General features: G+C 39.4%; 17 protein-coding genes. 4 read left to right on the plus strand and 13 right to left on the minus strand.

The features are described from left to right. On the minus strand, positions 1-366 hold a 366-nt coding region (locus ATS71_RS19095; protein WP_235591480.1), incomplete at its 3' end, for an MFS transporter. A 182-nt stretch (positions 367-548) separates the two neighbouring features. On the opposite strand from ATS71_RS19095, the gene ATS71_RS12135 reads away from it, so the two are divergent. After that, positions 549-1,022, plus strand: coding sequence for a hotdog fold domain-containing protein (locus tag ATS71_RS12135; protein WP_058405057.1), 474 nt, complete (start codon positions 549-551; stop codon positions 1,020-1,022). Between the two features lie 18 nt (positions 1,023-1,040). Here ATS71_RS12135 and ATS71_RS12140 read toward each other — a convergent pair whose 3' ends face one another. From ATS71_RS12140 to bcsR, 12 genes are all read right to left on the minus strand, one after another. Then, positions 1,041-1,511 carry a bactofilin family protein gene (locus ATS71_RS12140; protein WP_058405058.1) on the minus strand — a complete coding sequence of 157 codons (471 nt, stop codon included), beginning with the start codon at positions 1,509-1,511 and terminating at the stop codon, positions 1,041-1,043. Continuing rightward, positions 1,501-2,661, minus strand: coding sequence for a M23 family metallopeptidase (locus ATS71_RS12145; protein WP_058405059.1), 1,161 nt, complete (start codon positions 2,659-2,661; stop codon positions 1,501-1,503). The genes ATS71_RS12140 and ATS71_RS12145 overlap by 11 nt, the downstream gene beginning before the upstream one ends. Positions 2,662-2,804: 143 nt before the next feature. Continuing rightward, entirely contained in the window at positions 2,805-4,118 is a 1,314-nt protein-coding gene (fahA, locus tag ATS71_RS12150; RefSeq protein ID WP_058405060.1) for a fumarylacetoacetase, read from the minus strand. Positions 4,119-4,254: 136 nt separating this feature from the next. Next, positions 4,255-5,301 carry a 4-hydroxyphenylpyruvate dioxygenase gene (hppD, locus tag ATS71_RS12155; RefSeq protein WP_058405061.1) on the minus strand — a complete coding sequence of 349 codons (1,047 nt, stop codon included), beginning with the start codon at positions 5,299-5,301 and terminating at the stop codon, positions 4,255-4,257. Between the two features lie 305 nt (positions 5,302-5,606). Then, the gene (locus tag ATS71_RS12160; RefSeq protein ID WP_058405062.1) at positions 5,607-8,360 is read right to left on the minus strand and encodes a metallophosphoesterase; all 2,754 of its coding nucleotides are present in this window, start codon (positions 8,358-8,360) and stop codon (positions 5,607-5,609) included. Positions 8,361-8,536: 176 nt separating this feature from the next. Then, positions 8,537-10,021 carry a peptide MFS transporter gene (locus ATS71_RS12165; RefSeq protein ID WP_058405063.1) on the minus strand — a complete coding sequence of 495 codons (1,485 nt, stop codon included), beginning with the start codon at positions 10,019-10,021 and terminating at the stop codon, positions 8,537-8,539. A 248-nt stretch (positions 10,022-10,269) separates the two neighbouring features. Continuing rightward, a complete protein-coding gene (locus tag ATS71_RS12170; protein ID WP_058405064.1) occupies positions 10,270-14,088 on the minus strand; it encodes a cellulose synthase subunit BcsC-related outer membrane protein in 3,819 nt (1,272 codons plus the stop codon). Continuing rightward, positions 14,079-15,209, minus strand: coding sequence for a cellulose synthase complex periplasmic endoglucanase BcsZ (gene bcsZ, locus ATS71_RS12175; protein WP_058405065.1), 1,131 nt, complete (start codon positions 15,207-15,209; stop codon positions 14,079-14,081). Before bcsZ ends, ATS71_RS12170 begins: the two co-directional genes overlap by 10 nt. Beyond that, positions 15,209-17,455, minus strand: a complete 2,247-nt coding sequence (gene bcsB / locus ATS71_RS12180; protein ID WP_058405066.1) for a cellulose biosynthesis cyclic di-GMP-binding regulatory protein BcsB — start codon at positions 17,453-17,455, stop codon at positions 15,209-15,211. Before bcsB ends, bcsZ begins: the two co-directional genes overlap by 1 nt. Next, positions 17,448-20,123 (minus strand): UDP-forming cellulose synthase catalytic subunit, encoded by a 2,676-nt coding sequence (bcsA, locus tag ATS71_RS12185; protein WP_058405067.1) that lies wholly within the window; start codon positions 20,121-20,123, stop codon positions 17,448-17,450. The genes bcsB and bcsA overlap by 8 nt, the downstream gene beginning before the upstream one ends. 2 nt (positions 20,124-20,125) lie before the next feature. Then, positions 20,126-20,839, minus strand: coding sequence for a cellulose biosynthesis protein BcsQ (bcsQ, locus tag ATS71_RS12190; protein ID WP_058405068.1), 714 nt, complete (start codon positions 20,837-20,839; stop codon positions 20,126-20,128). An 18-nt stretch (positions 20,840-20,857) separates the two neighbouring features. Next, a complete protein-coding gene (gene bcsR, locus ATS71_RS12195; protein WP_058405069.1) occupies positions 20,858-21,049 on the minus strand; it encodes a BcsR/BcsP family cellulose biosynthesis protein in 192 nt (63 codons plus the stop codon). Between the two features lie 114 nt (positions 21,050-21,163). Here bcsR and bcsE point away from each other — a divergent pair, with 114 nt between their 5' ends. From bcsE to bcsG, 3 genes are read left to right on the plus strand one after another with little or no spacing between them, the layout of a single operon-like run. Further along, the gene (gene bcsE, locus ATS71_RS12200) at positions 21,164-22,780 is read left to right on the plus strand and encodes a cellulose biosynthesis protein BcsE (RefSeq protein ID WP_058405070.1); all 1,617 of its coding nucleotides are present in this window, start codon (positions 21,164-21,166) and stop codon (positions 22,778-22,780) included. Positions 22,781-22,783: 3 nt separating this feature from the next. After that, entirely contained in the window at positions 22,784-22,960 is a 177-nt protein-coding gene (locus ATS71_RS18710) for a hypothetical protein (protein ID WP_201020874.1), read from the plus strand. Further along, positions 22,957-24,537: a cellulose biosynthesis protein BcsG gene (gene bcsG / locus ATS71_RS12205; RefSeq protein ID WP_058405071.1), complete on the plus strand. Its 1,581-nt coding sequence runs from the start codon at positions 22,957-22,959 to the stop codon at positions 24,535-24,537. Before ATS71_RS18710 ends, bcsG begins: the two co-directional genes overlap by 4 nt. The last annotated feature ends 40 nt before the right edge of the window (positions 24,538-24,577 follow it).

The following is a 24,577-nucleotide window of genomic DNA, read 5'->3' on the forward strand; positions in this document are numbered from 1 at the left end:
CGCAAAAGCAACAACAAATGTGGCGCATGCGCCTAACCCTTGTAATGCACGCGCAGAAAGTAATACTTCAAACGAAGGGGCGTAGTAAGCAAGTAGCGCAGAGCCTGCATATAAGCTAATACCCACTAATGCGACAGGCTTTCGGCCAAATCTATCAGCTAAAGGCCCTGCTATTAATTGACCTAATCCAACAGTTAACATAAAAATGGCAACGGTTTGCTGCACTTGTTGCTCAGTTACCAAAAATTGCTCTGCTATGGTAGGGAAGGCGGGCAGATAAATATCAATAGCCATAGGGCAAAAAATAACAAGCAACGCTAAGATAAGTAATAAAGTTAGATTAGGTTTTGCGGGCTGTGTATGCATTGAGTCTCCTTTTTCGCGTATTTTAGGGGGGCACTCATAAAAAAGAAAGGGCTTTTGGCCTATGCATACGTCGTCATTCGTATTTTTTATTAAACATGTGATAAAAGCAGCGATTAAAACGGCTTTTTTAAACTGGTCTGATGTGTTAGCGTTAATAAAGTAACTGTAACTGGAAAACTATAATGGCAAATCAATCACCACTTGTAAAAACGTGGCATAAATTTAAAAACTTACCCCTTGGTAATTGGCTTTTTACTAAGGCGGTTTGTTTTAAAGCCCCTTACTTTGGCTCTATGAAACCTTACGTATTAGACCTGCGAGAAGGGCACTGCAGTGCTGTTGTTAAAAACCGCCGAAGTGTTCATAACCACATTGGAACCATTCATGCAATTGCGCAGTGTAACCTAGCTGAGTTGTGTGCAGGTGTGATGGTTGATGCGACTGTACCGGTAAAAACCCACCGTTGGATCCCAAAGGGGATGACCGTACAATATTTGGCAAAGGTTGATACAGACGTTACGGCCATTGCTGAGATTGATTTACCACGCCAGTGGATAGATAAAGAAGACTTGGTTGTACCCGTGAAGCTTTATAATACCCGCAACGAACTCGTGTTCACTGCAGATATTACAATGTATATTACTGAGAAAAAATAGCCTACCGCTAGTGTAGCGCTAGCTTTTATCGGTGGCTTGTTTATTTACAAACGACAAGCCGCTGTCATCTTCTTCAATCAGTGTTTTTACTTCTGTTTCAATTGGTTCAGCAGTTAATTCTACTGTTTCTTTTTCAGTGCGTTGCTTTAAGTTGCCTTCAATTACAGCGCCCGCATCAATACTCAATGAGTCATGAAACACATCGCCATGTACATGGGCACCACTTTGTATTTTTACTTCGCTTGCATTGATAGAGCCAATAACCGTGCCTTTAACAACAATACCCACGGCCTCAACAATTCCCTCAACAACACCGCAGGAGCCAATGACTAATTGTTCGGCTTTTATGTCACCATCTATTCGTCCATCAAGTTGAACTTCGCCTTGGCTTATTAAAGTGCCAGTAAGGCGCACATCTTCAGAAATTATAGAGGGGGTGTGATTAACCTTTCTTAGGTTAGTACTTGCTGATTTTTTTTTACCGAACACGAGAGAGCGCCTTTGTTATTTTTAGAGGATTGACTTGTTCGCCATTAACCAATACTTCGTAGTGTAAATGAGTGCTGGTACTTCTTCCAGTGCTCCCCATTAAACCAATCACATCGTGCTTAGCAATATGCTGGCCTTTTTTTACTTTTATTTTATTTAAGTGGCCAAAGCGAGTAACTAAGCCATTTTTGTGTTCGAGTTCAATAAAGTTACCGTATCCGCCATTACGCCCTGCACGAAGAACCACAGCGTCTGCAGGAGCAAAAATTTCGGTTTTGTGCCAACCTGCTAAGTCTACGCCTTTGTGAAATGCACGACGATTGTTCATTGGGTCTTTACGTAAACCAAAGCTACTTGAAATGTAATATTTAGCGGCGGGTAAAGGCAGGGTGTTAGGTAATTCAGTTAATAAATTTTCTAGATTGTTTAACGCAACTAATTTGTCGACTATTGCCAAAAAATGACTGGGTATATTTGTTTCGTCAAACACATCAAATGGCCCACCTTGAGCAATGTGCAAAGCGTTAATTGCTAAGTGGCTTTCTAAAGCGGTATCAAGCCCTGCGCCTTTAAGCATGGCTAAAATGGCATTGTGTCGTTCGTTTATTTTTTTGTCTAGGTAGTTAAAGCTTTGTTCGTATTGGTCATTTAAACGCGCCAACCGCGCCTCAAAACTAATAGGTTGACCTAAATTAACTTGCTTAGCATTTGGATCTTCATCAACTAAAGGTTCATGGAATTCGTTTTTATTTTCATTAATAGGGGACTCAAGCTCTTCACCTAACTGAATAACGTCTTGGCTAATTGAAGCAGGTAAAGATTCGATCATGCTTTGAAGTAGCGCTTGTTTTTGCTCAAGCGTTACAAGCTGCTTAAGTTGCTGTTCGTGAAGACGTTGCTGCTCGGTAACTTTTTGTTCCCAAAGTGCTTGTTTGTTTAGCTGGTTTTTTTCTATGTCAGAGATGTGATTAGTTTGCGTATAAACACGAAAGCTCGAAATGCTCACCCACGCAATTGTTGCTAAAATAAGCATTATTGCGAAAAGTTGTAACCAAGACGCTAAAACAACATGCTTAACCTCGCCATTTTGACGAATAAGAAGTTGGCGAGCTGGAAAAAGTTTTTTGTAAGACTTTATAAATACTGACATGGCATATAAACACTGGCTACTAACCGGAATAATGTATCAATCTGAGCTTAAAAAGCCAGAAAAAAATTGTAACTGTTCAAAAATTAATAAAAAAGGGCTGCTTTTAAAAGCAACCCTCTTCATTTGGTTATGCTTGATTGGGATTATTTTGCGGCCAAAACCGTACTCTCAACTGAGCCAAAACCAATACGTGCAAAGCCTTCTTTTTCGCACCAGCCACGCATAATAACGTTATCGCCATCTTCTAAAAAGCTGCGTTGCTCGCCATTACTTAGCGTTATTTTTTCTTTACCCCCACGAGATAGCTCCAGTAAAGAGCCCGCTTCTTCATGTGTAGGCCCCGATTGCGTACCCGAACCCAACATGTCACCCGGCATAAAGTTACACCCGTTAACCGTATGGTGAGTGACCATTTGAGCTACAGTCCAGTACGAATGCTTAAAGCTAGAGGTAGATACGCGAGTAGGAGAGTGCCCTTCGCTACGCATTTTTTCGGTTTGAATTTTTACATCCATTTGAATGTCAAATGCACCTTGCTCACGATTAGCTGCAGACTCTAGGTATTCCATTGGTTGTGGGTCATTTTCATCACGCGTCCAACTTGTTCTGTACGGCGCGAGTGCTTCTGTTGTAACAATCCAAGGCGACACTGTTGATGCAAAGTTTTTCGCTAAAAACGGACCTAATGGTTGATATTCCCAAGCTTGTAAGTCACGGGCCGACCAGTCGTTAAACACACAAAAACCAAATACATGATTTTCTGCATTTTCGATTGCAATTGCATCGCCAAGCGCATTTCCTTTACCTAAGTAAATGCCAAGCTCTAGCTCGTAATCAAGGCGTTTACATGGGCCGAATGATGGTACATCAGCATCAGGTGCTTTAGTTTGTCCTTTAGGGCGGTGAAATGTTTGCCCAGACACATCAATAGATGAAGAACGGCCATGGTAACCAATTGGTACCCATTTATAGTTTGGTAATAGTGGGTTATCAGGGCGAAATAAACTACCGACTGCTGTTGCATGATAAATAGAAGTGTAAAAGTCGGTGTAGTCACCAATACGACATGGCAATGCAAATTCAATATCAGCTTGTGCTATTAATGTATTTGCAATGTCTTTTTGACAATCAGCGCCTTCGCGTAGCGATTTAGAAAGAGCCATACGAAGTGCTGACCAAAATTGCTGACCCAAACCCATAAATGCATTTAGTGTTGATTCGCTAGCTGCATCGAGAGCTGTTTTAGCATCGCCTGTAAATACATTAAGCTCACTTAGTTTTGCAAGATCGATAACCTGATCACCTATCGCTACACCGCCACGAAATTCTTCGTTAGTACCTTTGCGACGAAACTCGGCAAATGGCAAGTTTTGAATAGGAAAGTCGCAATTGGCAACATTTGCTGACTCTACCCAGCTTGTTAAATTGATATCATGGGTTTCGTTAATTAGGCTCATTACATTTCCTTTGGTTTAACTGTATGGCAACAATGGAGTATTTATTTAAGCATACTTGCACTTTAAGCCATACATTTTAAATATTAAAACGACAAAAAGCAGCGAAGGTCGCTGCTTTTAATTTACTCAAAAAAGGTTATAAAACGCCGCGGCGCTCTTGATCGCGTTCAATTGATTCAAATAACGCTTGGAAATTACCTTCACCAAAACCGCCATCATCAACGCGTTGAATCATTTCAATAAAAATTGGGCCAAATAAGTTTTTAGAGAAAATTTGTAGTAGGTAACAATTTTCGCTTTGGCTATCAACCAGTATTTGGTGTTCGCGAATTTTGTCTTTGTCTTCTTTAACCCACGGTACACGGTCAAAAATGGTGTCGTAGTACTCAGGAATAATATCAAGCGTAGCAATCGTTGATTTATCTAGTTTGTCTAGCGAGCTAACTAAATCGTCAGTTAAAAATGCTAAATGCTGAACGCCTGGGCCATTGTATTCACCTAAGTATTCGTCAATTTGGTTGTTGTCGTTACCTTTACCTTCGTTGATTGGAATTGAGAAGGTGCCACATGGAGATTTAAGCGCATATGAAATTAGCGCCGTTTTTTGACCTTTAATGTCAAAGTAACGTACTTCTGTAAAACCAAACACATCTTTATAAAAGTTTGCCCATGTTTCCATAGTGCCTTTATAAACATTATTAGTGAGGTGATCGATACGCTTAAAGCCTTTGTCTTCAACAATGGTTTGCGTTGCTAAATCTTCAAAGTCACTTTCGTAAATAGTGCCTTTATCGCCAAATTGGTCAATAAAGTAAATTAGGCTATCGCCAATACCGTAAATTGCAGGGTAAGGAAGATTTTTGTGTGTAGAATCGGTTGCAGGTTTTGCACCGCGCTGTACTGCAGTTTCAAATGCTTTTTGGGCATCTTCAACACGCCAACCCATTGAACAAATTGCAGGGCCATGGCTTTTAGCAAATTCGGCTGAAAAACCTTCACGCTCGTTGTTCAGTAAAAAGTGAATGTCGTTTTGATTGTAATAAACAATGTCTTTACCTTTAAACTTTTTAAGCTTTGAAAAGCCAAAGTCAGTAAATACTTTGTCCATGTAATCTGCATCAGGCGTGGCGTATTCAGTAAATTCAATACCGACTAAACCTAAATAGTTAGTTACTTCACTCATTTTAGTTACTCCCACAATGTAAGCACTGTGATTATTTGTTGTTGTGTTAATGGCAAGATAATTAACCAGAATTAGGTTTAGGGGAAGCGTTGCGCTGTATTTAGTATTTAGGCTGTGTGTAAATTTTATAGGACGTTTAAGGTGAACTTGCTTTTAGTGCATACAGAGGAGAACATTTACGCTGTAAAAATAAGCGGTTACCGTTACTTTTTTTTAGTTAAGTTTATGATTTAAATTAATAAAAAAGAGAGTTTAAGTGGTTAAACCCTCTTTTTTGACGTGGTATAAAATAGTGGTAAGTGTAATTAATTGTTTACATTTTTGGTGTGTTCACCAAAAAACTTGCTACGCTGTTGTAACCATAAATTAGGCTTTATTGCAGGGGCAGCTTGGTAATGGCGTTCAATAGTTTGATTAAGTACGCGTGTTGCTTGCTCGTAAGTCAGTTTTTGCTGCGCATTACCTAAGCTTTTTATTTCGTCGCGGCTCATCGCACGTCCGGCATAAAGCATGGCATTTAAGTAGCCTGGTTCGGTTTCGAAATTGTCATCGTTAAATAACAGTACGGCGTTTTTGAGCGCCCAACGATTGTTTATTTCTCCATCTTCCTTTACACCTACAAGTTCGCCATCTATGTATACTTCAAATACGCCATTGGTAGGTGCCGTATAAAATACTAAAGCGACACGGTGCCAAGAGTCTGGTTGTGTATTACCAAAATAGCCACTGTCGCTGGTTGATTTACCATAACCACCACTTGGGTCTATAAATATGTCGGCGTCGTCGGTTAAGTAGTTAACGGTATCCGCTTGAACAACCGCACGGTAAATATCTTGGCCTTCAGCGGGCCAGTATAAATCCATTACAAGTGTGTAGTCTGAAACCATGCCATCAGCGGCATAATCGCCGTTAGCGGGGGTGTTTAAGTTAATATGTAGGCCTTCGGTTGGTGCATGCCTTGAAAATGCCATTACACCTGACGGCCCGTCACTCAAATCGCTAATGCCGAGTTCGGTAGTGGTTTTATATTGAGTTTCTTCTGGGCCCCAGTCTTTTTCTTCAGGATCGAAGTAACTGAGTACTGAAGGTCCAAAATCTGCTGTGAGTGGGCTTGCTGTATTATCAAAATTCCATACCGTTATGTTTTCTTCGTTTGTACATGAAAATAGTTGATTGTTGGTATCGAGGTATAAGCACTGGCTTGTTCTAAATCGGGCGTACTGATCTAGTAACCACCATGCTTCAGCAATGGGTTCTACGTTTGAAAATGTTACGCCATTAAAAAACAACTCAGGATTAAGCGCTGCACCTTTAAATAAGGCAACATCATAACTGCTGGTGGCTTGAACGTTATCGGGTGTGAGTAAAAACCAGTCTGGTTGGCTTGCATACATAGATGTTAAATCTGTGCCCGTAACTGTCACTTTATATATGGCGTTAAAGCCAGGTGTATTCGAAGGTTGCCTTTCTACATAAAATGCTTCGTGGAAATCTTCTTGTGTAAGCGTGCCGGGTGTCCACCGTTTTTGAACCAGTTCAGGGTTTAACAGTGCAGCAGTAATTGAGCTTGCGTGCTGCGCGGCTAATGCTGTTATTTCAGCTAACTCAATTGCACTTGGGTAGTTTTCTGAAATAGCTATTTCGGTTTGTGCATCAGGTGCGTAACGCCCCATAATTTCGTCAATGGCTTGCTTTGTTGGGTCATCACGTTCTGTAATTGTTTCGGTCGCAATTGTCTGATAGTTCACAACAGGGGATGTTTTATCAGCTAAATTAAACTCCAGCGTTAAATCGGTTATCCCTTTTGCATAAAAGTCAGGTTGAATAACAATAGCGCCATTTTCTAGTGTATCAAAGCTTTCGCCGCCATGAGTATGGCCCCCCAATACTAAATCAATGCCTTCAACGTCAGTTGCCATATCGGTATCTAGGCCTACGCCTAAATGGCTTAGCATTACCATGTAATCAACATCATCACGGTATTGGCTTACAATGCTTTGTGCGACTTGTTGCCATTCCCAGCTCATTTTAAATTGTTTTATAAAATCAGGAATTGGATCGTCTTGAAGTGGCTCATCTAATTCATTCCATGGCACCGACGTCATGCCAAATACACCTAGAGTAATACAGCCAACTTGCACTTTTGCAAAGCTTACAGCGGCAAAGTCTTGAAGTTGCTCCCCTTCATAGCGAGTGTTACTTGCAAGCACAATCGCTTTATCATCTTGCGAATAACTCAGCAGTTTTTCAGGGCCCCATGCATAGTCGTGGTTTCCCACAACGCGGATATCAAACTGCATTGCTTTAATGGCTTCTTCGGTTGCTGTGCCTTGTGAAAGTTGCTCTGCTACCGTGCCTTTTTCATAATCGTCACCACCGTTGGTAAATAGGGTATGTGGTGTTTGGTTGGCAACTTGGTTGTAATACGCTTTAATGCGGCTAAAGTATTGTTCCTCATACCCAAAACGGGCATGTAAGTCTGCTACATGAACAAACCGTACCGATTGTGTTGTTGCGCTCGCCTCACATGTTGGGCCAATATCGGCGAATGCTTCTTTGCGCTGCATTTGAATTGCATAAGTGCCTACTTGATTCACTTGTGCACTGACATAATCATCGCTTACGGTTGAGTTAGTAATCGTTTCCCAACTATTTAGGCCCAACTGCCTGGCTATAAATAATTGCCCACCTAGTACGTAGTCTTCAGGTATTTTTATTCTAATAGTAATAGAATCTGAAAATGTAATGTCAGGAACGGGTATAAGAGTATGTAAATCAGAGATAATGTTTAGCTGTGTGTTAGCGTCATCCAAGGTCGTTTTTTCGTAAGTGATTTCGCTATTCGATGAAGCTGTATTAGCAGGGATAATTAATTCAAAACCCCCGTTATCTAGTGTTGAGTTTAAGCCGTTAGCAGCAGTTAAAGAAAGTAGGGTAGGCTCGGGCTCAACAGGATCATTTGGATTAACTGTTACTGCATCACTCGCACCACCACATGCACTTAATATAAAGAGCAAAAATGGTATTGCAGCTATTTTTAATAACTTATCCAATAACATATACAGCAGTCCTCGGGTATCTAATTTAACAATTTATTAATGCATAATATCAGTTAAAAGTATGGGAGCATAGCTGTATAAAAATGCCCCCATAAACAATTATGGGGGCATTTTTTATTTGTTACTACATTTAGAATATGCAGTAAATAATTATTGGTACAAAAGGATTAACCGAATTAGGTTTCTAATCCTTGTTTTTCCCATATTTTCGCTTTAAAGCTCATAAGCACTAAAACAATACCTACACCAATGCTGAATAATGCAATTTGTAAGTATAGGGTAGGAATTTCTTGAACGTTATTTGGATCAAAGTTACCCGCAAGTATACCCGAGATAACATTACCAATAGAGTAAGTTAAAACAAACACACCCATTAACTGGCCCGTATAGCGACGTGGCGATAACTTGCTTACTGCACTTAATGCAACAGGGCTTAAACAAAGCTCACCCACTGTGTGTAAAAAGTACGTAGTTACCAACCAGTAAGGCGCTACTTTTAAGCCTTCAGCTGCATAATGTGCTGCCATAAACATGACTAAAAAGCCTGAGGCCATGATGATCAAGCCAAATGCACATTTTACGCTGTAAGTAGGCGATATCATTTTTTTAGATAGGTTTATCCAAAGCGCAGCAAAAAACGGTGATAAAACAATAATGAATATTGAGTTTAAAGATTGAAACCACGTAGTTGGAATTTCAAAAGTACCAATAAGTCGGTCTGTGTAATCACGGGCAAATAGATTTAAAGAAGAACCGGCTTGTTCAAAACCAGACCAAAAACACGCAGACGCAACACACACTAAAAATAGTGCCCACATTCTTTGTTTTTCTTCGCCAGTTAATTTACCTTTAAAGTAAATGAGGCCAAAATACACAAAGAATATAGCAGTGAATATAACCGCTGTATAACCGGCTACAATCGAAGGGTTTATAGTAATGGCACCCGTCATAGCGGCTATGGTAACGCCCGCAACAACAGCCACAAACAACGCGATAGCGCCCCATGTACGTGAAGTGCCTTTAGCGCTTAATGGGTTAGCAGGTAAAGCGCTGTGCTCTGGTAAGTTATTAAGTGTAAGTTTGTATTGCACTAAACCAATCGCCATACCAACAGCTGCTGCACCAAATGCCCAGTGCCAACCTACGTTTTCCATAAAGTAACCACAAACGTAGTAACCTATTAGAGAACCTAAGTTGATACCCATGTAATAAATAGCGTAACCGCCATCACGACGCTCATCAGCATCGCTGTATAACTGGCCTACCATTGCACTGATATTTGGCTTGAGTAAGCCCGTACCTGTAGCAACAAAAATTAAACCAATAAAAAACGAATATTCATGCGGGACGGCCAAAATAATGTGGCCACACATAATGATAATACCGCCGTACCAAACCGCTTTTTGGCCACCGAATAATCTATCTGCAAGCCAGCCACCTGGCAAACCTAAAAAGTATACCGCACCTGTGTACAAACCATAAATTGCAGCAGCTGATGCAACAGTAAAGCCAAGGCCTTCTTGTTGTAAGCTTGCTGTCATGAATAATACGAGCATAGCTCGCATACCGTAATAACTCATTCGTTCCCACATTTCAGTGAAGAACAATGTCGAAAGTCCTTTAGGGTGGCCAAACCAGCCACTATCTGGAGCTGAACTCATATTTACTTCCTAACTTAAAGAATTGTTGTGATGGCCTTATAATTTTTTGCTTTAGCTAAGTTAGCCCGTTTATAAGGTTAAAGTGCTCGACCATCAGTATATTATTTGTAGCTAAGATAATGATTTGCTGTATGGCTATAACACCATAAGGTAAGAGACACACCCTTATCCTAGCTACAATTGCGCTCAAGTATACATATACCTCAAGGCGAGGGGAAGTACTGAGCGGTGTATCACCTTATGCTAAGTTAGAACTCAGCATAAGGAATAATAGGTGTACCCGGAAATTCGAGTGTCCCGTAAACAGGATTGAAGTAGTAACGGATATACAGTTGGCCAAAATTAGGTTCGTAAAAGTCAGAACGGTCAATAGCTAAATAACCACCAAAGAACCAATGTGGGGTTATTCTGTATTCAAAGCTGCCTTCTAAGTTGTACGATACGCCTGCACTGGTATCTGAGTCAAAGGCAGGGTCTACACCGGTTTCAAGTTGGCGCGCAAAGGCTTCTGCTTGAAGGTCGGGATCATTAGGGAAAAAGTCGATGGCTTGCGTTTTAGTTTGCGAATACGACACGCCCGTTTTTACGCGGTACACAAAGTCATCACCCCAACGTGCATCGTAAGTTAAGGGAACCGATAACCCAACATAGTTTTGTGGGCTATAGTAGCCGCCATGCCCCCACGTTTCCTCACTTAAATTAAACTTATACGCCCAATGCAATAAACTTGCACCGACTGTAAATTCGCGTTCTTGATTGCTTATTACACGATAATAGGTGCCGCCCATCAAGCGGTAGCGCTGGTTATCTTTTACGTTTTGACCTTTATATAATGTAAAGTCAGCACTAGACCAAAACCCCCAATCGCCGCCTAAATCGTGGGAAACGTTAGCGGTTAAACCTGTTGAACGAACACCACCCCAAATTTTACCAGTATTAACGTCTTCAAGACCTGCATAGGCAAGTACAGAGCTGGTTACTGGTCGTTTTTCTAACTCAAGGCTATAACCAAAGTCACCAAAGTCGTCCGAGTAATTAACACCCCATACAATGTCTTCGATTAAAAAGCCCAGTGGTGTTGTACCAATATCTACGCGCCAGTTTTCGTTTTGCCAACCAATGCCAATATCAACGCCATCTTGCTCAGGACTTACTTCGTCAATACCACAAGTAAATATACACAAAGCGCCTTGTCCGTATCGGCTGCCAGCAAATTGTTCGTCAAATCGTGTAGTTTGAGCGCTAATGCTTGTTGGGTCTATTTTTACAAAACCTTGCCCTTGCCAAAGCGGAAAGTACGCTTCAATAGGGACTAAACCAGCGCCCAATGTTGCTTCACTTTCAGTGCTTACTTGTCCACTAAAATTAACACCAACAGCAATGTAGGCTTGGTTTTTGTTTTGCTGATTAAGTAGTTCTCGTTTAGCACCGTTTATATACCACTGGTCGTTTTCATTAATGCGCGAAAGTGATGCGTAGAGTTCTTTTTCATTTAGTTGACGATTAGGTGAAAGCGTTTGTGCGTACCACGTTTGTGCTTGCTCTGTTTCATTAAAATTAGCCGCAACTTGCGCGCCTAAATAACGAAGCTCTAAATCATTAGGTGCTTTTTGAATAAGTTGTTCAGCTAAGTAAAGGGCATCACCTGCGTAGTTAAAATCGTTTAACGATTCCATAATTTGACGCTGAAAATAACTTTCTTGCGTTGTGCTTTGTTCAATGGCGAGTTGTGTTACTTCTTTCGCTTGGAAATCGTCCCCAAGTGCTCTGTAGGCTTTAGATATTGCCATTAAAGCTTGGGGTTCAATTAGCTGATTATTTTTTACTTTTTGTTCATACAAAATAATGGCTGATTGGTTTTGATCAAGTGCTAAGTTTGCATTTATTAGCGCAGTCGTTGTAGCCGGTGAGCTGGGGTATTTTTGATCAAGCTGATTTAGCTTGGCAATAAGGTCACTGCCATTAAAATACTCTGAATAATAAGCATTTTGTAATTGCACGAACTGATTTATTTCACTCTCAGAGGCATTTTCAGGAAGCCTATAACGATTAAACCAATCAACAGTCGGTGCTTTATTGTCTTGTGCTAAAAGCCATTCGCCGTACAACATATGCCAATAGGCAGATAATGAGGGGTCTTCAACTAACGCGTTGCGCATTAGTTTTAAGGCATGATTTTGTTCATCTATGCTAAACCAGCTTCGTGCTAATTCAGCTTTCATTGCTGGCGTTAAATTTTGCGCCTCTATCGCACTTAAGTGATAAATAGCTGCCGCTTTATTTTGAGAATTAATAAAACGTTCGCTTTGTGCTAAAGACTCATTAAGTTGCAACTGTTGTTCAAGAGATACAATATCAGCGTCGCGAGATTTAAAAGGAATATACTTAAGTGTAGCAAGCGCGCCTTGATAATCGTCTAACGCGCGCAAAAATAGTGCATGGCTATACCTAAGCTGTGAATTTAGCGGAAATTGCCACAATACATTATTAAATAATGAGCGAGCTTTGTCGGTGAGCCCTTTTTGTTGGTATATAAATGCTAAGTCGTAATATAACCAAGGCTCTTCAGGTGTTGCTTGAATAGCCTCTTTTAATATTTTTTCAGCCTCTTCTAATTCACCTGCTTCAGTAAGCTTTGTTGCCTTAGCTCTATACACGCTACTTATTGAACTTAAATATGACGCTTTTAAAATTTCTTTTTGTGAAAAAGAAAGTCGATTAAAAAAAGATGTCAGGGTTTTTTCATTTTGCTCAAGTTCTGCAATCTCAAATAAGCCAAATAGGGCGCCTTCGTTTAAAGGTTCGCTTTTAAGCACAACTTGATAGGTAAGTGCTGCCTGTGAATATAACCCTTGGGCAAATTGTAAGGTGCCACGATTTGCTAACACAGTATTCGGTTCTTCTTCTAATGCGGCGGCTAAATCGAGTTTTAATTTGGCAACTCTAAATTCACTGCTGTCTATAGCGTCTCTTGCTTGGCGAATATAAAACCAAAACTTAGCCGTTTTGGCCATGCTTTTGAGGGTATTTCGCTCTGCAAAGTCGGCAGTGTATTTTTGTGCACGTGTAAAGTAATTGTAGGCTTTACCATTTTCACCTAGTTGAAGGTAAAGTATGCCTAAGCTATTCATAATAGCACCGTCAGTAGGGCGGCCTTTTAATGCGTTTAAAAGGTGGGGCTCTGCTGATTTTAGCTTTCCTTGTTCAAGGAACTTTTCGCCTTTTAACCAAAGCTGATAAGCAGGATCGGCTAACAACTTTCGTCGCGCTTTTAATTGCTTTTTAAAATCTTGGTATTGTAATTCACCCTTGTTACTAAAAGGGTAGAGCGTAAAATACTGCTGAAACTGTTTATCTGTATTACTGTTTATCGGCATGTTTCTTAATGCAGATAACCAAATACCTTCTACTTCATCACTAAAACCAGATGTTGAGCCATACTTACCCAAAATACGCATAGCTGTTTTATTACGTGGGTTACGTCTGAGTAAGTGCCTTGCATAAGCAACTTCTACCTGGCCAATATTGTCATAGCGCTTTAACAGTTGCTTATATCTATTTTTAACGCCTTGCCATTGGCCGGTGTCTTGGGCATACCAGCTTAAATGCTCAAGTTCAAAATTTAAGGTCGGATAAATGTTATTAAAAATTTTATTATAAATCTGACGTGCTTGTTCATACCTGCCAGCACGAGCAAGGAGCTTGGCTTCTTGAACGCTAGCCTTATCTTGCCCTTGTATACGAGACATCACCTTGAGTTTTTTTACGCAAGGTGTTTGTTGCATTAGTTGGTTATCAAGCTTGCTTAATAGTAAGTTTGCTTGATTTACATTGCCATTTGTAAAGTCATAATGGGCCAAAGCACATTGTGTTTCTATTCGAGAAGGGGCAATAGCAACCAACTTTTGTAGGCTGTCTTCAACTAGCTTTTTGTTTTGCTGTGCTTCGCCAATACTAATTTGACTTAATAACCAATCAACAGATTGTGTATCAATATCATTTATGGTTTTGGCGTTTAAACTAGCGCTTAGTGCTAATGTACAAGCTAAGGCTAACCTTAACGACATTCAGTGCTCCAAGTAGGTTGTAGCGTTCCATCAGCAGTGATTTTAAAGCGCTTATTTACAGCACTTTCACCAAATAAATTTAATACACTGTCGTAATAACGTGTTTGTGTAAAAGATTTATCAATCATCAATTTTTGTTGAATAGCCATTACTAACTCATCGTTACCTTGCTCAGCTAATAAAGGGAGTAATGCAGCGTTAAATCCTAATGGGCCTCGTTTATCAGATTTACCTGATTGAGAATATGTATTTAGAGGAACATAGCCACGTTCTTTAATCGACTCTATAAATGGTGCAAATTGAGTAAGCAGCTCTTGTTTATAAGGTGCGTCGTTTGCCATCATACTGGCCCAAAGGTAAACCCGAATAGCGTTATAGTTGCCTATGTCAGTGGTTTTTTTGTCAAAGTAAAATCCACGGTTTGAATCAAACATAACCCAATCAGGGCTTACGCCTTGCTTAGCAGTATCTAAAATAAGCTTTGCTGAGCCTTCATGAAGTTGATGCCATGGTGAATGTGGGTAAAGCTTTTTAAATTGTTGATAAATAAATAGCGGCGAGTAGCTAGGGTTTAGCTTATAACGCTCATTATCAAACTCAAAGCCTGCAGGTGCCGGCAATAAAGATAAACCAAGGCCTGTTATATAAGCTGTTTCTTCTCTGATTATACGCTGAGCAAGCACAGCGGCTAAAATACTATAGCGACGCTCGTCCCATAAAATAGCGGCTTGAGATAAGCTGTATGCAATCCATAAATCAGAATCAGACGCAGGGTTTGAGTCTAAAATACCCCCTACACGGTTTTTATTTAGGCCCCATTTCCATGCAGGTAAACGAGTACTTAAATCGCCTTCTGATAAGTGCTCTTGAGTCCAATTTAAAACAGAGTCAAACGCGGCTTTATCGTTGGCGATAAGTGCAAAAAATAGTGCATATGATTGACCTTCAGAGGTTGTGATACTTCCCTCACTGCCTAGGTCAATAACACGTCCGTCTTGGCTTACAAAGTGATTTTTAAATACCTGCCACGACTGCCATGGTGCACATTGTTCAGCTTGTGCGTTTGCATTAAAAGCAAATAGTGCAATCACAGTAAAAAATACATTAACGAGTGATTTCATTATTTATCTCCTTCAGCTAAACGCTTGTAAGTTAGTGCTTGTAATAATCGCCATAAAATAAATGAGATCAGTAACAACGTTAATATAGACAGTAACGCCAATATAAATGGATGATCAGATAAGTGGAACCACACTAAAGTATGGACCGGAATATGCCCAACATAATATTGTTCATCTACTTGTATTGTTTTAATACCTTGTGAATTAATAACGGCTGCACTGCCATTAATTAGGGCACGTTTTTCTGAGTTCATCAATGCGTCATCAAGCAGAGTAAATGCATTATTAGTTGTCGCACTTAACGATACAATTGAACGATTTGAATCAAATGGTGATTGAAACCCCGTGATTACAGCCATATCACCACTACTTTTAATGCTCACTTCTACTTTTTCGGTAGTTTGCTCATCATAAGCGCCATTATAAATAGCTTGTTTTATTGCTCGTTGATTATTATTAAGCAAAATGTTTGTTTGTGCATCTTCGTCTAAGTCGTTAGCAATACTGTTTGGTTTTGCGATTACAAGTATGTCTTTATCATCTAAATCAGCGTCCTCATTTAAATGAGCCACACTCATTCTATGAGCCGGGTAACCAGTAATTGCACCAAATTCGCCAGTTAAATTAAACAAAACGGTAAGTGCACTAGGTGTTGGGTTGTTATCAATTAATACAAGAGTTTGTTGTAAATCAGCGTATTTGGTGAATGGGAATCCACTATTAGCAAATACATTTAAGTCTGGCAGAGCAATGTAATGGTCAAAACCGCTTACATCAATACTTGAGTCGCCATCAATAACACCAAATTCACCGCCAGGAGGTGCAACAGCACATTCCCCTTTTTTGAGGACCCCAAATCTAAAATCAAAGTTAAGTTCATTTCTGTTCGCTAAATTAATCCCGTTCACAGAAAAACCTTCAGTGCTTTGGGTTGTATCGGTATTGGCTACTAGCGGCAGTAAAGCTTGTGTTGTTTGTAATAAATCGTTGTTTTCGTCTAACAAAAAGCCGCTTATGAATTCTTGGTTTATTAACATATTTAAACGAGAGTCGATAGCTTCCGATTCTGGAGTGCTACGATATTGTAGGGTAATAGGTATCCCTCTTTCACGCCATGTAAACAAATCAGGTGCAAAACGAATGTTTAGTTTTACAGGGCCATTATTAAGGCCTTGCGCCTGTAATTGCGTAGGGTAGTCAATAAGTTCGTCAAAATGCACAGGGCGATCGCTTCTAAGCCAGCGCGGAGCATCATAGGCTTTACGCAGCGGTAATTTATCAATGGCTTCAATACTTGCACTTCTGCCTGTCATTACTTTGTGGCCAAATGCAAGACCCGTCACTGCAGTTTTTAAATCAGCCTCATCACGACCGAGTATTAGCAGTAGCTTGTAATAACGATTAAATGGATTTGAAATGATTTCAATCGTTGGTTTTTCAACATCTGGGTAATCTTTTAAAAAATCAGGCTTCGAATCATTAGTAATAAACACCACGCTATGTTTGTTTGGCGCTTTATTTAGCGTTACCGGAAAATTAAAGCCGCGCCAGTCTGCTTGTGCGCCAAACCAGCTAGATAGCGTTGCTGCTGCTTCAATTGCTTGGGTGTTGGGTGTTTTAGCAAATACAAAGGGTAGGTTAAGTTTATTGTAATCTTTTTCATCAAAAAACGGTTCAGGAAGGTATTCTAAACGGCTATCAATAGCAAGCTGCTTTTGGTCGAGCATAATGTTGCTTGATCTATTAATTTCAGCCCAAATGGTGCGGCTGAAATAATCTTGACAACGAAGGTCATAATAACCAACTAACTCAAAGCGTACTTGGTTGTAATCTTGGATATATTTAGCATTTAGATCGAGGCTATGTTGCACTGTGTTTTTCACAATACTTAGCTGCTCATTAATGGGCAAAACAGTCACTAAATTATCATTAAAGTAAACTTTTAAATGCGATACATTTGCGATTAACGAAGGCGAGTTTGTATACGAAAAATTCAACTTTAAATTAGTGCTTAATTTATCTATTCGGTTTGTGAAGTCAACGCGGGAATTGTTATTTACCCCGTTGAGCTTAAAGCCAGTAAAACCTAAAGCTTCAAACTCTAAGCGTAAACTCGATACCTGAGCACTTTCAGGATAGCCATTAATAAACATTGATTTATTTTGTAATGGCTCAACCGCGTGTGCAATATGCACACTACAAATAAGTGACAATGTTAGGAGTGTATTTAGCAACTTTTTAATCATAATTATTATGCACTATTGGTCTTTTTGGGGTAAATGAGTTTACGTACACAACTATATTAGTTATGAACTGAATAGTAGGTTGAAGCGCTCTTGGCGCGTGGAAGAGCAGGTTACTAAAGCCTCTAAGGCTCGTTTTTTGCACTTCTTTAAAACTGTATGATGGGCGATCATGTCTAAAGTTATTTTGCCAGTCAAGCCACGCATCTGCGCGTGAAAATGTACATTGTATAAACGCACGTTGTTTTTCAAGAGACAAATCTTTAATGGTTAAGCCAATTTGGTTACCCCGAGTGTTACAAACATGGGTAGCGAAGGAAAACTGCTTATTACCGCGGCTCATTAATAATTCTATCTTATCGTTTACGCGACAAGAATGCGCATGCTCGGTTTCTATACCCACGCCGTTGTCTGAGTAATCTGTAATTTTTACTTTTAACGTATGTCCATTTGCTAAACGAACGCCCGCTGGAAAATTTGCTTTAACACGGTGAGAGTGCCTAACTTGGCGTGCCTCTGCAGCTACCGCAACGGCAGCCCCTAAAATAATAATATTATAAAGCGCCCACCCCATACTAATTAGTAACACACCAACCTGTGTAGGGTCGCCAAAAAACAGGCGCAAAATACCGACCAACATGCCTAATAAATTAATGGCGAGTAAAACAAGGTAGGGCTTAGAAATTCCCCAGTCATAATGCTCTTCGTCGTTTAAGCCGCCTTTTTCGGTAACGTTAAATTTCCCCTTATTTGGGTTAAATAAAGCAACCGTTGTTGGCTTTAATATGTACCAAGCAAGCACAGATTCGTAAACTTCGCCCCAAAACGAATAGCGATACTTACCTTGTATTCGCGAGTTGGTTGCTTTTATTTGAATAAGTGTCGGTACAACATAGATAAAAATAGCTAAAAATGGCGCATAAATAATGTACGCATTAAAGTAGATGAGTGCCAGAGGTGCGGTTAAAAACACAATGCGTGGAATACCTGATAAAAAATGCAGCATAGCGTTTAAGTAACAAAGTCGCTGAGGAATGTTTAAGCCTTTACCTAAAAGCGGGTTATCGAGCCTAAATATTTGCGCCATACCACGGGCCCAACGAATTCGCTGGCCGATATGAGCCGATAAACTATCAGTGGCAAGACCTGCCGCTTGTGGAATATTTATATAAGCCGTTTTGTAACCTGCGCGTTGCATTCTCAGCGCAGTGTGTGCATCCTCGGTTACGGTTTCAAAAGCAAACCCACCAATTTCGTCAAGCGCTTCTCTTTTTAGTACCGCACACGAACCACAAAAGAACGTGGCATCCCACATATCGTTACCGTCTTGAATAAGCCCGTAAAACAGCATGTTTTCGTTTGGAATTTGACTGTGATTATTTAAGTTTCTTTCAAATGGATCTGCTGAGAAAAAGTGATGAGGTGTTTGCACCAAACATACTTTACTGTCTTTTAAAAATTGCCCCATGGTCATTTGCAAAAATGATCGAGCAGGTACGTGATCACAGTCAAAAATAGCGATATAATCACCGTTGGTATAGCGCATAGCACTATTCATGTTACCCGCTTTTGCATGGTTATTATCTGGCCTTGTTAAATAACCTGCACCCACTTGTTTGGCAAATTCACCAAATTCAGGGCGTTTACCATCATCTAAAATATATACGTTTAATTTATCTGCCGGCCAATCAATACTTAACGCAGCAAGTGTAGTGGGCCTTACAACACTTAATGGTTCATTGTAAGTAGGAATGTAAATATCTACCGTAGGCCATAAGTCAGTATTTTTTGGCAGCATCACGGGTTTTCTTTCAAGTGGATTAATTGTTTGAAAGAAACCTAAAATAAGCACCATCCACGCATATGTTTCTGCAAGTAATAAACCTGCACCCAATGTTAATGCGAGTGGATCATCCCAGTTAAGTGTTTCGGTATAGCGCCACCATAAGTAACGAGATGATGTAGTGACAGAAAGCGTGACCATAACAATGGTGGCCATATGACCTTTTACCCGTTTGAGCGCGTAAGCAACCAGTAATATAAAGCTAATAAAAACGGCTTGCGCTTCAAGGCTAAATGGAATGGTTACAAAGATTGCGAGCAAAAATAATATAAGCGCAACTACAATGTACTTAATTAACTTATTTTGCCAAATTCGAGCGTCAGCCATTGTTTTAAAAGCACTTTTTTTAGGCCTGCTGCTGTTTTTAGAAAAAAAGCGCCTTATTAACCGACCTAATTTAAGATCGTACCAGCGAAGTTGTCTTAGGCTGTAGCTCACCGAATCATAAAAATAATTTGTTGCATGCTTTTTGATTGATACAGATTTATTTTTAGGTTTGTTGACGGTAAACAATAAAAAAATAGTCTGAATTATAAAGCGCACAATATTAGAGTATATGTAGGTCCTGTAAGGAAGCCTTAAGTGCGGATAATAATTATATAAGGTTAATTCAAAGCGCTCTCTGTTTTTGCTTATATTTATAAATAAAGAGCTAAACAAAGTAATAAAAGGCATAAAAAAAGCTTCAATTACATTAACTTTGTGTTGATTAAAGTAACTATGAAATTTAAATAAAATATAGCGAACAAGCTTATCAGTAAACAATATGCTCAGTAGTAAATACAGAGTACTGTGTATGGGTCTTTTGTAAAAAAGAGAAAAGCTCATTGTTACAACGCCGCTTTACTTACAAGCCACCCGGCAAGTGTTTCAAAGTCATCATTAGCAACGCTGTATGGTGCACAATTAAGTGCAACATTTCGGTTTGCTGTGGCTTCTTTAATAACTTCATCGCTGTTGATGAAAAACGGCGCCATAAATGGCAATGTAGATTGCCAAAGAGAAAATAGATCAAATTCTAACACTGAGGCTGAGTTGTAGCGGTTTACTACAAAAAAATGCTTCCAAGTTGATTCGGCTGTTTTTAACGTTTGTAGGCGTTTATATATAAGGCTATGGCAAATAGCATCGCAGGTGACAAGCTCAATCACAATATCGTCTTCTTTCAACGGGTAGTGAGAAATATTAATATGAGCAGGGCAGTCAAATAGTAACCAGCTTGATGCGTTATAATCCAGTTTTTTACAATGATTAACGGTTGAGACTATGTCTTCTAGCGTTACCTCATTATCACCAAAGGGTAAAAAAAGTACGCCGTCGCTGTCTTTACGAAAGTGCAGTAGTGCATCTTCGAAATTACTTTCGTTACTCCAGCCTTTAGTGCTCGTCCACTTTAAACCAAAATGCAACCCAAGGTCGCTTTTAGCATCTAAGTCTATGGCAATAACATCTACATCCGATTTTTTTAAGACGCACGCAAGATTGGCAACGACCGATGTGCTGCCAATTCCTCCTTTAATACCTTTTACAAAAATCCGTTGCAATGGAACGCTACCTTTATATTATTTATTATTGGTTGTTTTTATTGCGTCATCAATTTCTTTTAATAGCGCGTATTTGTTTATTGTTTTTTGGTTTTTTTGTGTATTCATAATTTCAATGTAGTCATCGCTTTTCCCACCAAAACGGCGAGCTAGGTTTTCTATGTCACTTGATGTGAGTATTTGTGAGCTTTTTGTAGCTAAATTGTTCATCACAACCTTTGTAAGCGTAATTTTTATTTTATTAAAAGTGGACAATATTTGGCTATTATATATAGAATAGCGGGCAAAACTAGTAAAAAAGTATTTTTTTTAAGGACTTTTTAAGTGCATAACTTTAACATACCGGGATTAGAGCCGGCTGCAAAGGAGTTAAAATCGGCTTCAAGTTATGCTGTTTTGGCGCCTTTAGACAATTTTGTTGTTGAACTTGCTTTACATGCAGTTAACCAAAGTCTCTCAAATGATATCTATATTGTTTCTCAAGAAGTTGAATCATTTTTTGAATCGCCCTATTCGGCTGCACTTAACAACGCTTATAAACGCAATAAGGTTCACCCGTTTTCATTTTCATCTGAAACCCAACACTACTCAATAGAGCGCACAAATAAAGGTATAATAAAAGAAGTTAGCGCCTACAAAAATTTAAAAAATGCCCTTGTGTTTATTCACCTGAGCACTGAATTACTCAGTGCTACGAGCGAAGCAAAGATAGGTGTAATTCTGAGTGATTACAGTGAGTTTGCTAAAAAATCAGGGGTGACCTTGTTGTTTTTAATATCGGGTCCAGAAGTAACACATTACCGATTTTTAATGAGGCGCTTAAATACTATTTTTGATGGCTTAATTTTTGTTGATAATGACTCTGCCACACGTGTTTTAGATTATGATTACTGGTTGCATAGCACGGGCGTGTTTGCTGAAAAACAATTCCAGCTTGCAATTGAAAACAATCAGTTTGCTGTTTCAGAGACTAATATTAACGAGCAAAAAATGCCAAATGGCAGTCATTTTCCCGATGAAGATGACGTATGGTTAGTGCAAAGTGCGGTGCCTATAGGCACAAAATTACCCACACACTATTATACCGCTAAAGACAATAATGAATTATTCGATAAAGGCCCAAAATTAAAAGCCGCAACACTTGTTTTTGCTGTTACTCGCTACACTGATTTAGCGCAATTAGGTAAACAGTGCTTTGAGCTCAGAAAAAGCTGTGGTCGTTGGTTAAAATTAGTTATACAAAATGTAGATGGCGTAATACGTCATCAAGATGAATGCTTATTTTTAACGTTAGGCGTAAATCTTATTTTGTATAGTTTTTCTGAGCCTTCGCGGTTATTGTCTCAAATCCAGTCTATTCAAGGCTTTCAATTTTCGAGGCCATTACCTCCATCTGTTGAACATGTTTTAAAGTTTACTGAAAACACCTTCTCAAAAGGCTATCTCCCTTTTGATGAGTTTACACGCCAGGTTGAAGTTCATAGTGACTCTGCGGTTAATTTAGGGGTAAGCGGTGTGTTAGTTAAGCTTGAGTTACTGCCACGTATAGATCCGATTCATCCTTTACACTTGTTCCATATTAAGCGTGAAGGAGATGTTTTTAGCCTTGCGGATAACACAGTATATTTGTACTTGCATGCGTGTAGAGAAAACGATGTAAATAATGCAATTAAGCATTTGTTTAAATTACAAACCAATGATTTTTTTGTGCAGCAAAATGTTATTTCAGACCATTTTCATATACAGCAAGAGTGTAAGCAACTCAGACGATTTTATGCCGGTAAGCCCGTTGTTGATTATTCTAAGCAGTTAACCGAAAATGACAGCTATAAATTTGAACCCAGTGTGTCAAAAAATATTACAGAGGCATTAGAAACGCCCGAGTTTACAAATGATGCGCGCCCCGATGCGGTATCATTTGTGATGAGATTAAAGGCCTAACCCATGAGTATTGATCAGCTTTTTATTACCGCTATTTTGGCTATGCTCGTCGGTATTATGCTATGCATGTCAGCAACTTACATACTAGCCAGAGTAAAAAAATATTATTACAAGCTTACTTTTAAACATGAAGTACTTGAACCTTACACACCCAATAACAAAAAAAAGGATGAGCAGTGAAATTATCAGGTTTAGGAGCTTGGAACCTTTATTTTCTGGCTAAATTTGCCCTATTTTACTACGGTGCAATTGATTTTAATGTATTGACCAATGCTGCACTTGCTGCTCTTTTAGCAATCAAGTTTAAAAAAGCAATAATCGAAAAAGCAAAGCACGTATTTGGCGGCTTTTTGGCAATTATTATATTGTATCAAGACTCGTGGTTACCGCCTTTAAATAGACTGACAAAACAAGCAGGTAATGTTCAAGATTTTAGCTTCGGCTATTTTATTGAGCTTTTAGCACGCGTAATTAGTGTTGATATGTTACTAGCATTATTTGTTATCACAGTCTGCTTTTGGTACACATCGCAGTGGTTACGCTTTACAACGATCACCATTGTGGGGTTACTCATTATTGGCTGGCAGGGAGACAGCGAACAATCGTCAACTGTTGCTGGTAACAACTCAGCGAATACCACCCTATATAATCAACCTGAGCAACAAACACAGGTTATTACTCGCGCCACTCAAACACCTGATCAAAAACTCACTGATTTTTACCAGCAACAAAGCCACCTAGTGAGTCACTTTCCTTCGCAGGTAAATGGTGAGTTATTTGATGTCATTGTGTTAAATATTTGCTCTATGGCAATTGATGATTTAAATGCCATTGGTGTCAGTGTTGAAGATATGTTTAGTGACTTCGATGTGCTGTTTTCAGACTTTAATTCGGCTACATCGTACAGTGGGCCTGCCGCAATTAGGTTGCTTCGAGCAAGTTGTGGGCAAACCAGTCAAACCGCTTTATTTAACGATGCACCAGAGCAGTGCTATTTATTTAAAAACTTAGAAAAGCTAGGGTATCAAAGTAGCGTGGTAATGAACCATGATGGGCATTTTGATAACTTTAAAGGTTTAATTGATCAATTTGGTGGTTTGAATAATAAACCACTTAATATCAGCTCAATGCCGGTGGCCCAATATGGATTTGACGATAGTCCTATATACTCTGACGGGGCAGTATTGAACAACTGGCTTGAAAATGAGGCAGACGATTGTAAGCCATGTGCAATGTACTACAACACAACAAGTTTGCACGATGGTAACCAGTTAGCTAATCAAAAACGTATGAATAGCCTTGAAAGTTACCCAATCAGGCACGCTAATTTACTGTCTGATATTAACCGCTTTATTAAAAACCTTGAAAAGCGTGGTCGTAACGTCATGTTAATGATAGTGCCTGAGCATGGAGCAGCATTAAAGGGTGACAAAGTTCAATTTGCTGGCCTTCGTGAAATACCCAGCCCTAGCATTGTATCAGTGCCGGCGGCTATTAAATTTATTGGTCCGGATGTTCAAAGTTATTCGCAAATTATGATTAACGAATCGACTAGCTACTTTGCCTTGTCTGAAATTGTTGCTAAAGCACTTGAAACAAATGTTTTTGGTGGCAACAACAGCATTGCAAATTTAGTAGAAAACCTACCTAAAGCATCAAAAGTAGCCGAAAATGCGGGTACAATTATGATGTACGTTAATAAACGCCCTTACATACAACTTGATGGCGAAGAATGGTCTGCCTATCCTCAAGGTTAAAAAACAATTTAGCTATGCAGTAGGCTAGCACTGCTGCGTA

The organism is Pseudoalteromonas sp. H71 (genome assembly GCF_001468485.1).
Taxonomy (GTDB): Bacteria; Pseudomonadota; Gammaproteobacteria; order Enterobacterales; family Alteromonadaceae; genus Pseudoalteromonas.

What these genes read in the sequence shown, in the direction of transcription:
- fahA (WP_058405060.1), bottom strand. Translation starts at nt 4,118, where the DNA reads ATGAGCCTAATTAACGAAACCCATGATATCAATTTAACAAGCTGGGTA.
- ATS71_RS18710 (WP_201020874.1), top strand. Translation starts at nt 22,784, where the DNA reads ATGAGTATTGATCAGCTTTTTATTACCGCTATTTTGGCTATGCTCGTC.
- ATS71_RS12135 (WP_058405057.1), top strand. Translation starts at nt 549, where the DNA reads ATGGCAAATCAATCACCACTTGTAAAAACGTGGCATAAATTTAAAAAC.
- ATS71_RS12165 (WP_058405063.1), bottom strand. Translation starts at nt 10,021, where the DNA reads ATGAGTTCAGCTCCAGATAGTGGCTGGTTTGGCCACCCTAAAGGACTT.
- bcsR (WP_058405069.1), bottom strand. Translation starts at nt 21,049, where the DNA reads ATGAACAATTTAGCTACAAAAAGCTCACAAATACTCACATCAAGTGAC.
- hppD (WP_058405061.1), bottom strand. Translation starts at nt 5,301, where the DNA reads ATGAGTGAAGTAACTAACTATTTAGGTTTAGTCGGTATTGAATTTACT.
- ATS71_RS12160 (WP_058405062.1), bottom strand. Translation starts at nt 8,360, where the DNA reads ATGTTATTGGATAAGTTATTAAAAATAGCTGCAATACCATTTTTGCTC.
- bcsZ (WP_058405065.1), bottom strand. Translation starts at nt 15,209, where the DNA reads ATGAAATCACTCGTTAATGTATTTTTTACTGTGATTGCACTATTTGCT.
- ATS71_RS12170 (WP_058405064.1), bottom strand. Translation starts at nt 14,088, where the DNA reads ATGTCGTTAAGGTTAGCCTTAGCTTGTACATTAGCACTAAGCGCTAGT.
- bcsB (WP_058405066.1), bottom strand. Translation starts at nt 17,455, where the DNA reads ATGATTAAAAAGTTGCTAAATACACTCCTAACATTGTCACTTATTTGT.
- bcsA (WP_058405067.1), bottom strand. Translation starts at nt 20,123, where the DNA reads ATGAGCTTTTCTCTTTTTTACAAAAGACCCATACACAGTACTCTGTAT.
- ATS71_RS12145 (WP_058405059.1), bottom strand. Translation starts at nt 2,661, where the DNA reads ATGTCAGTATTTATAAAGTCTTACAAAAAACTTTTTCCAGCTCGCCAA.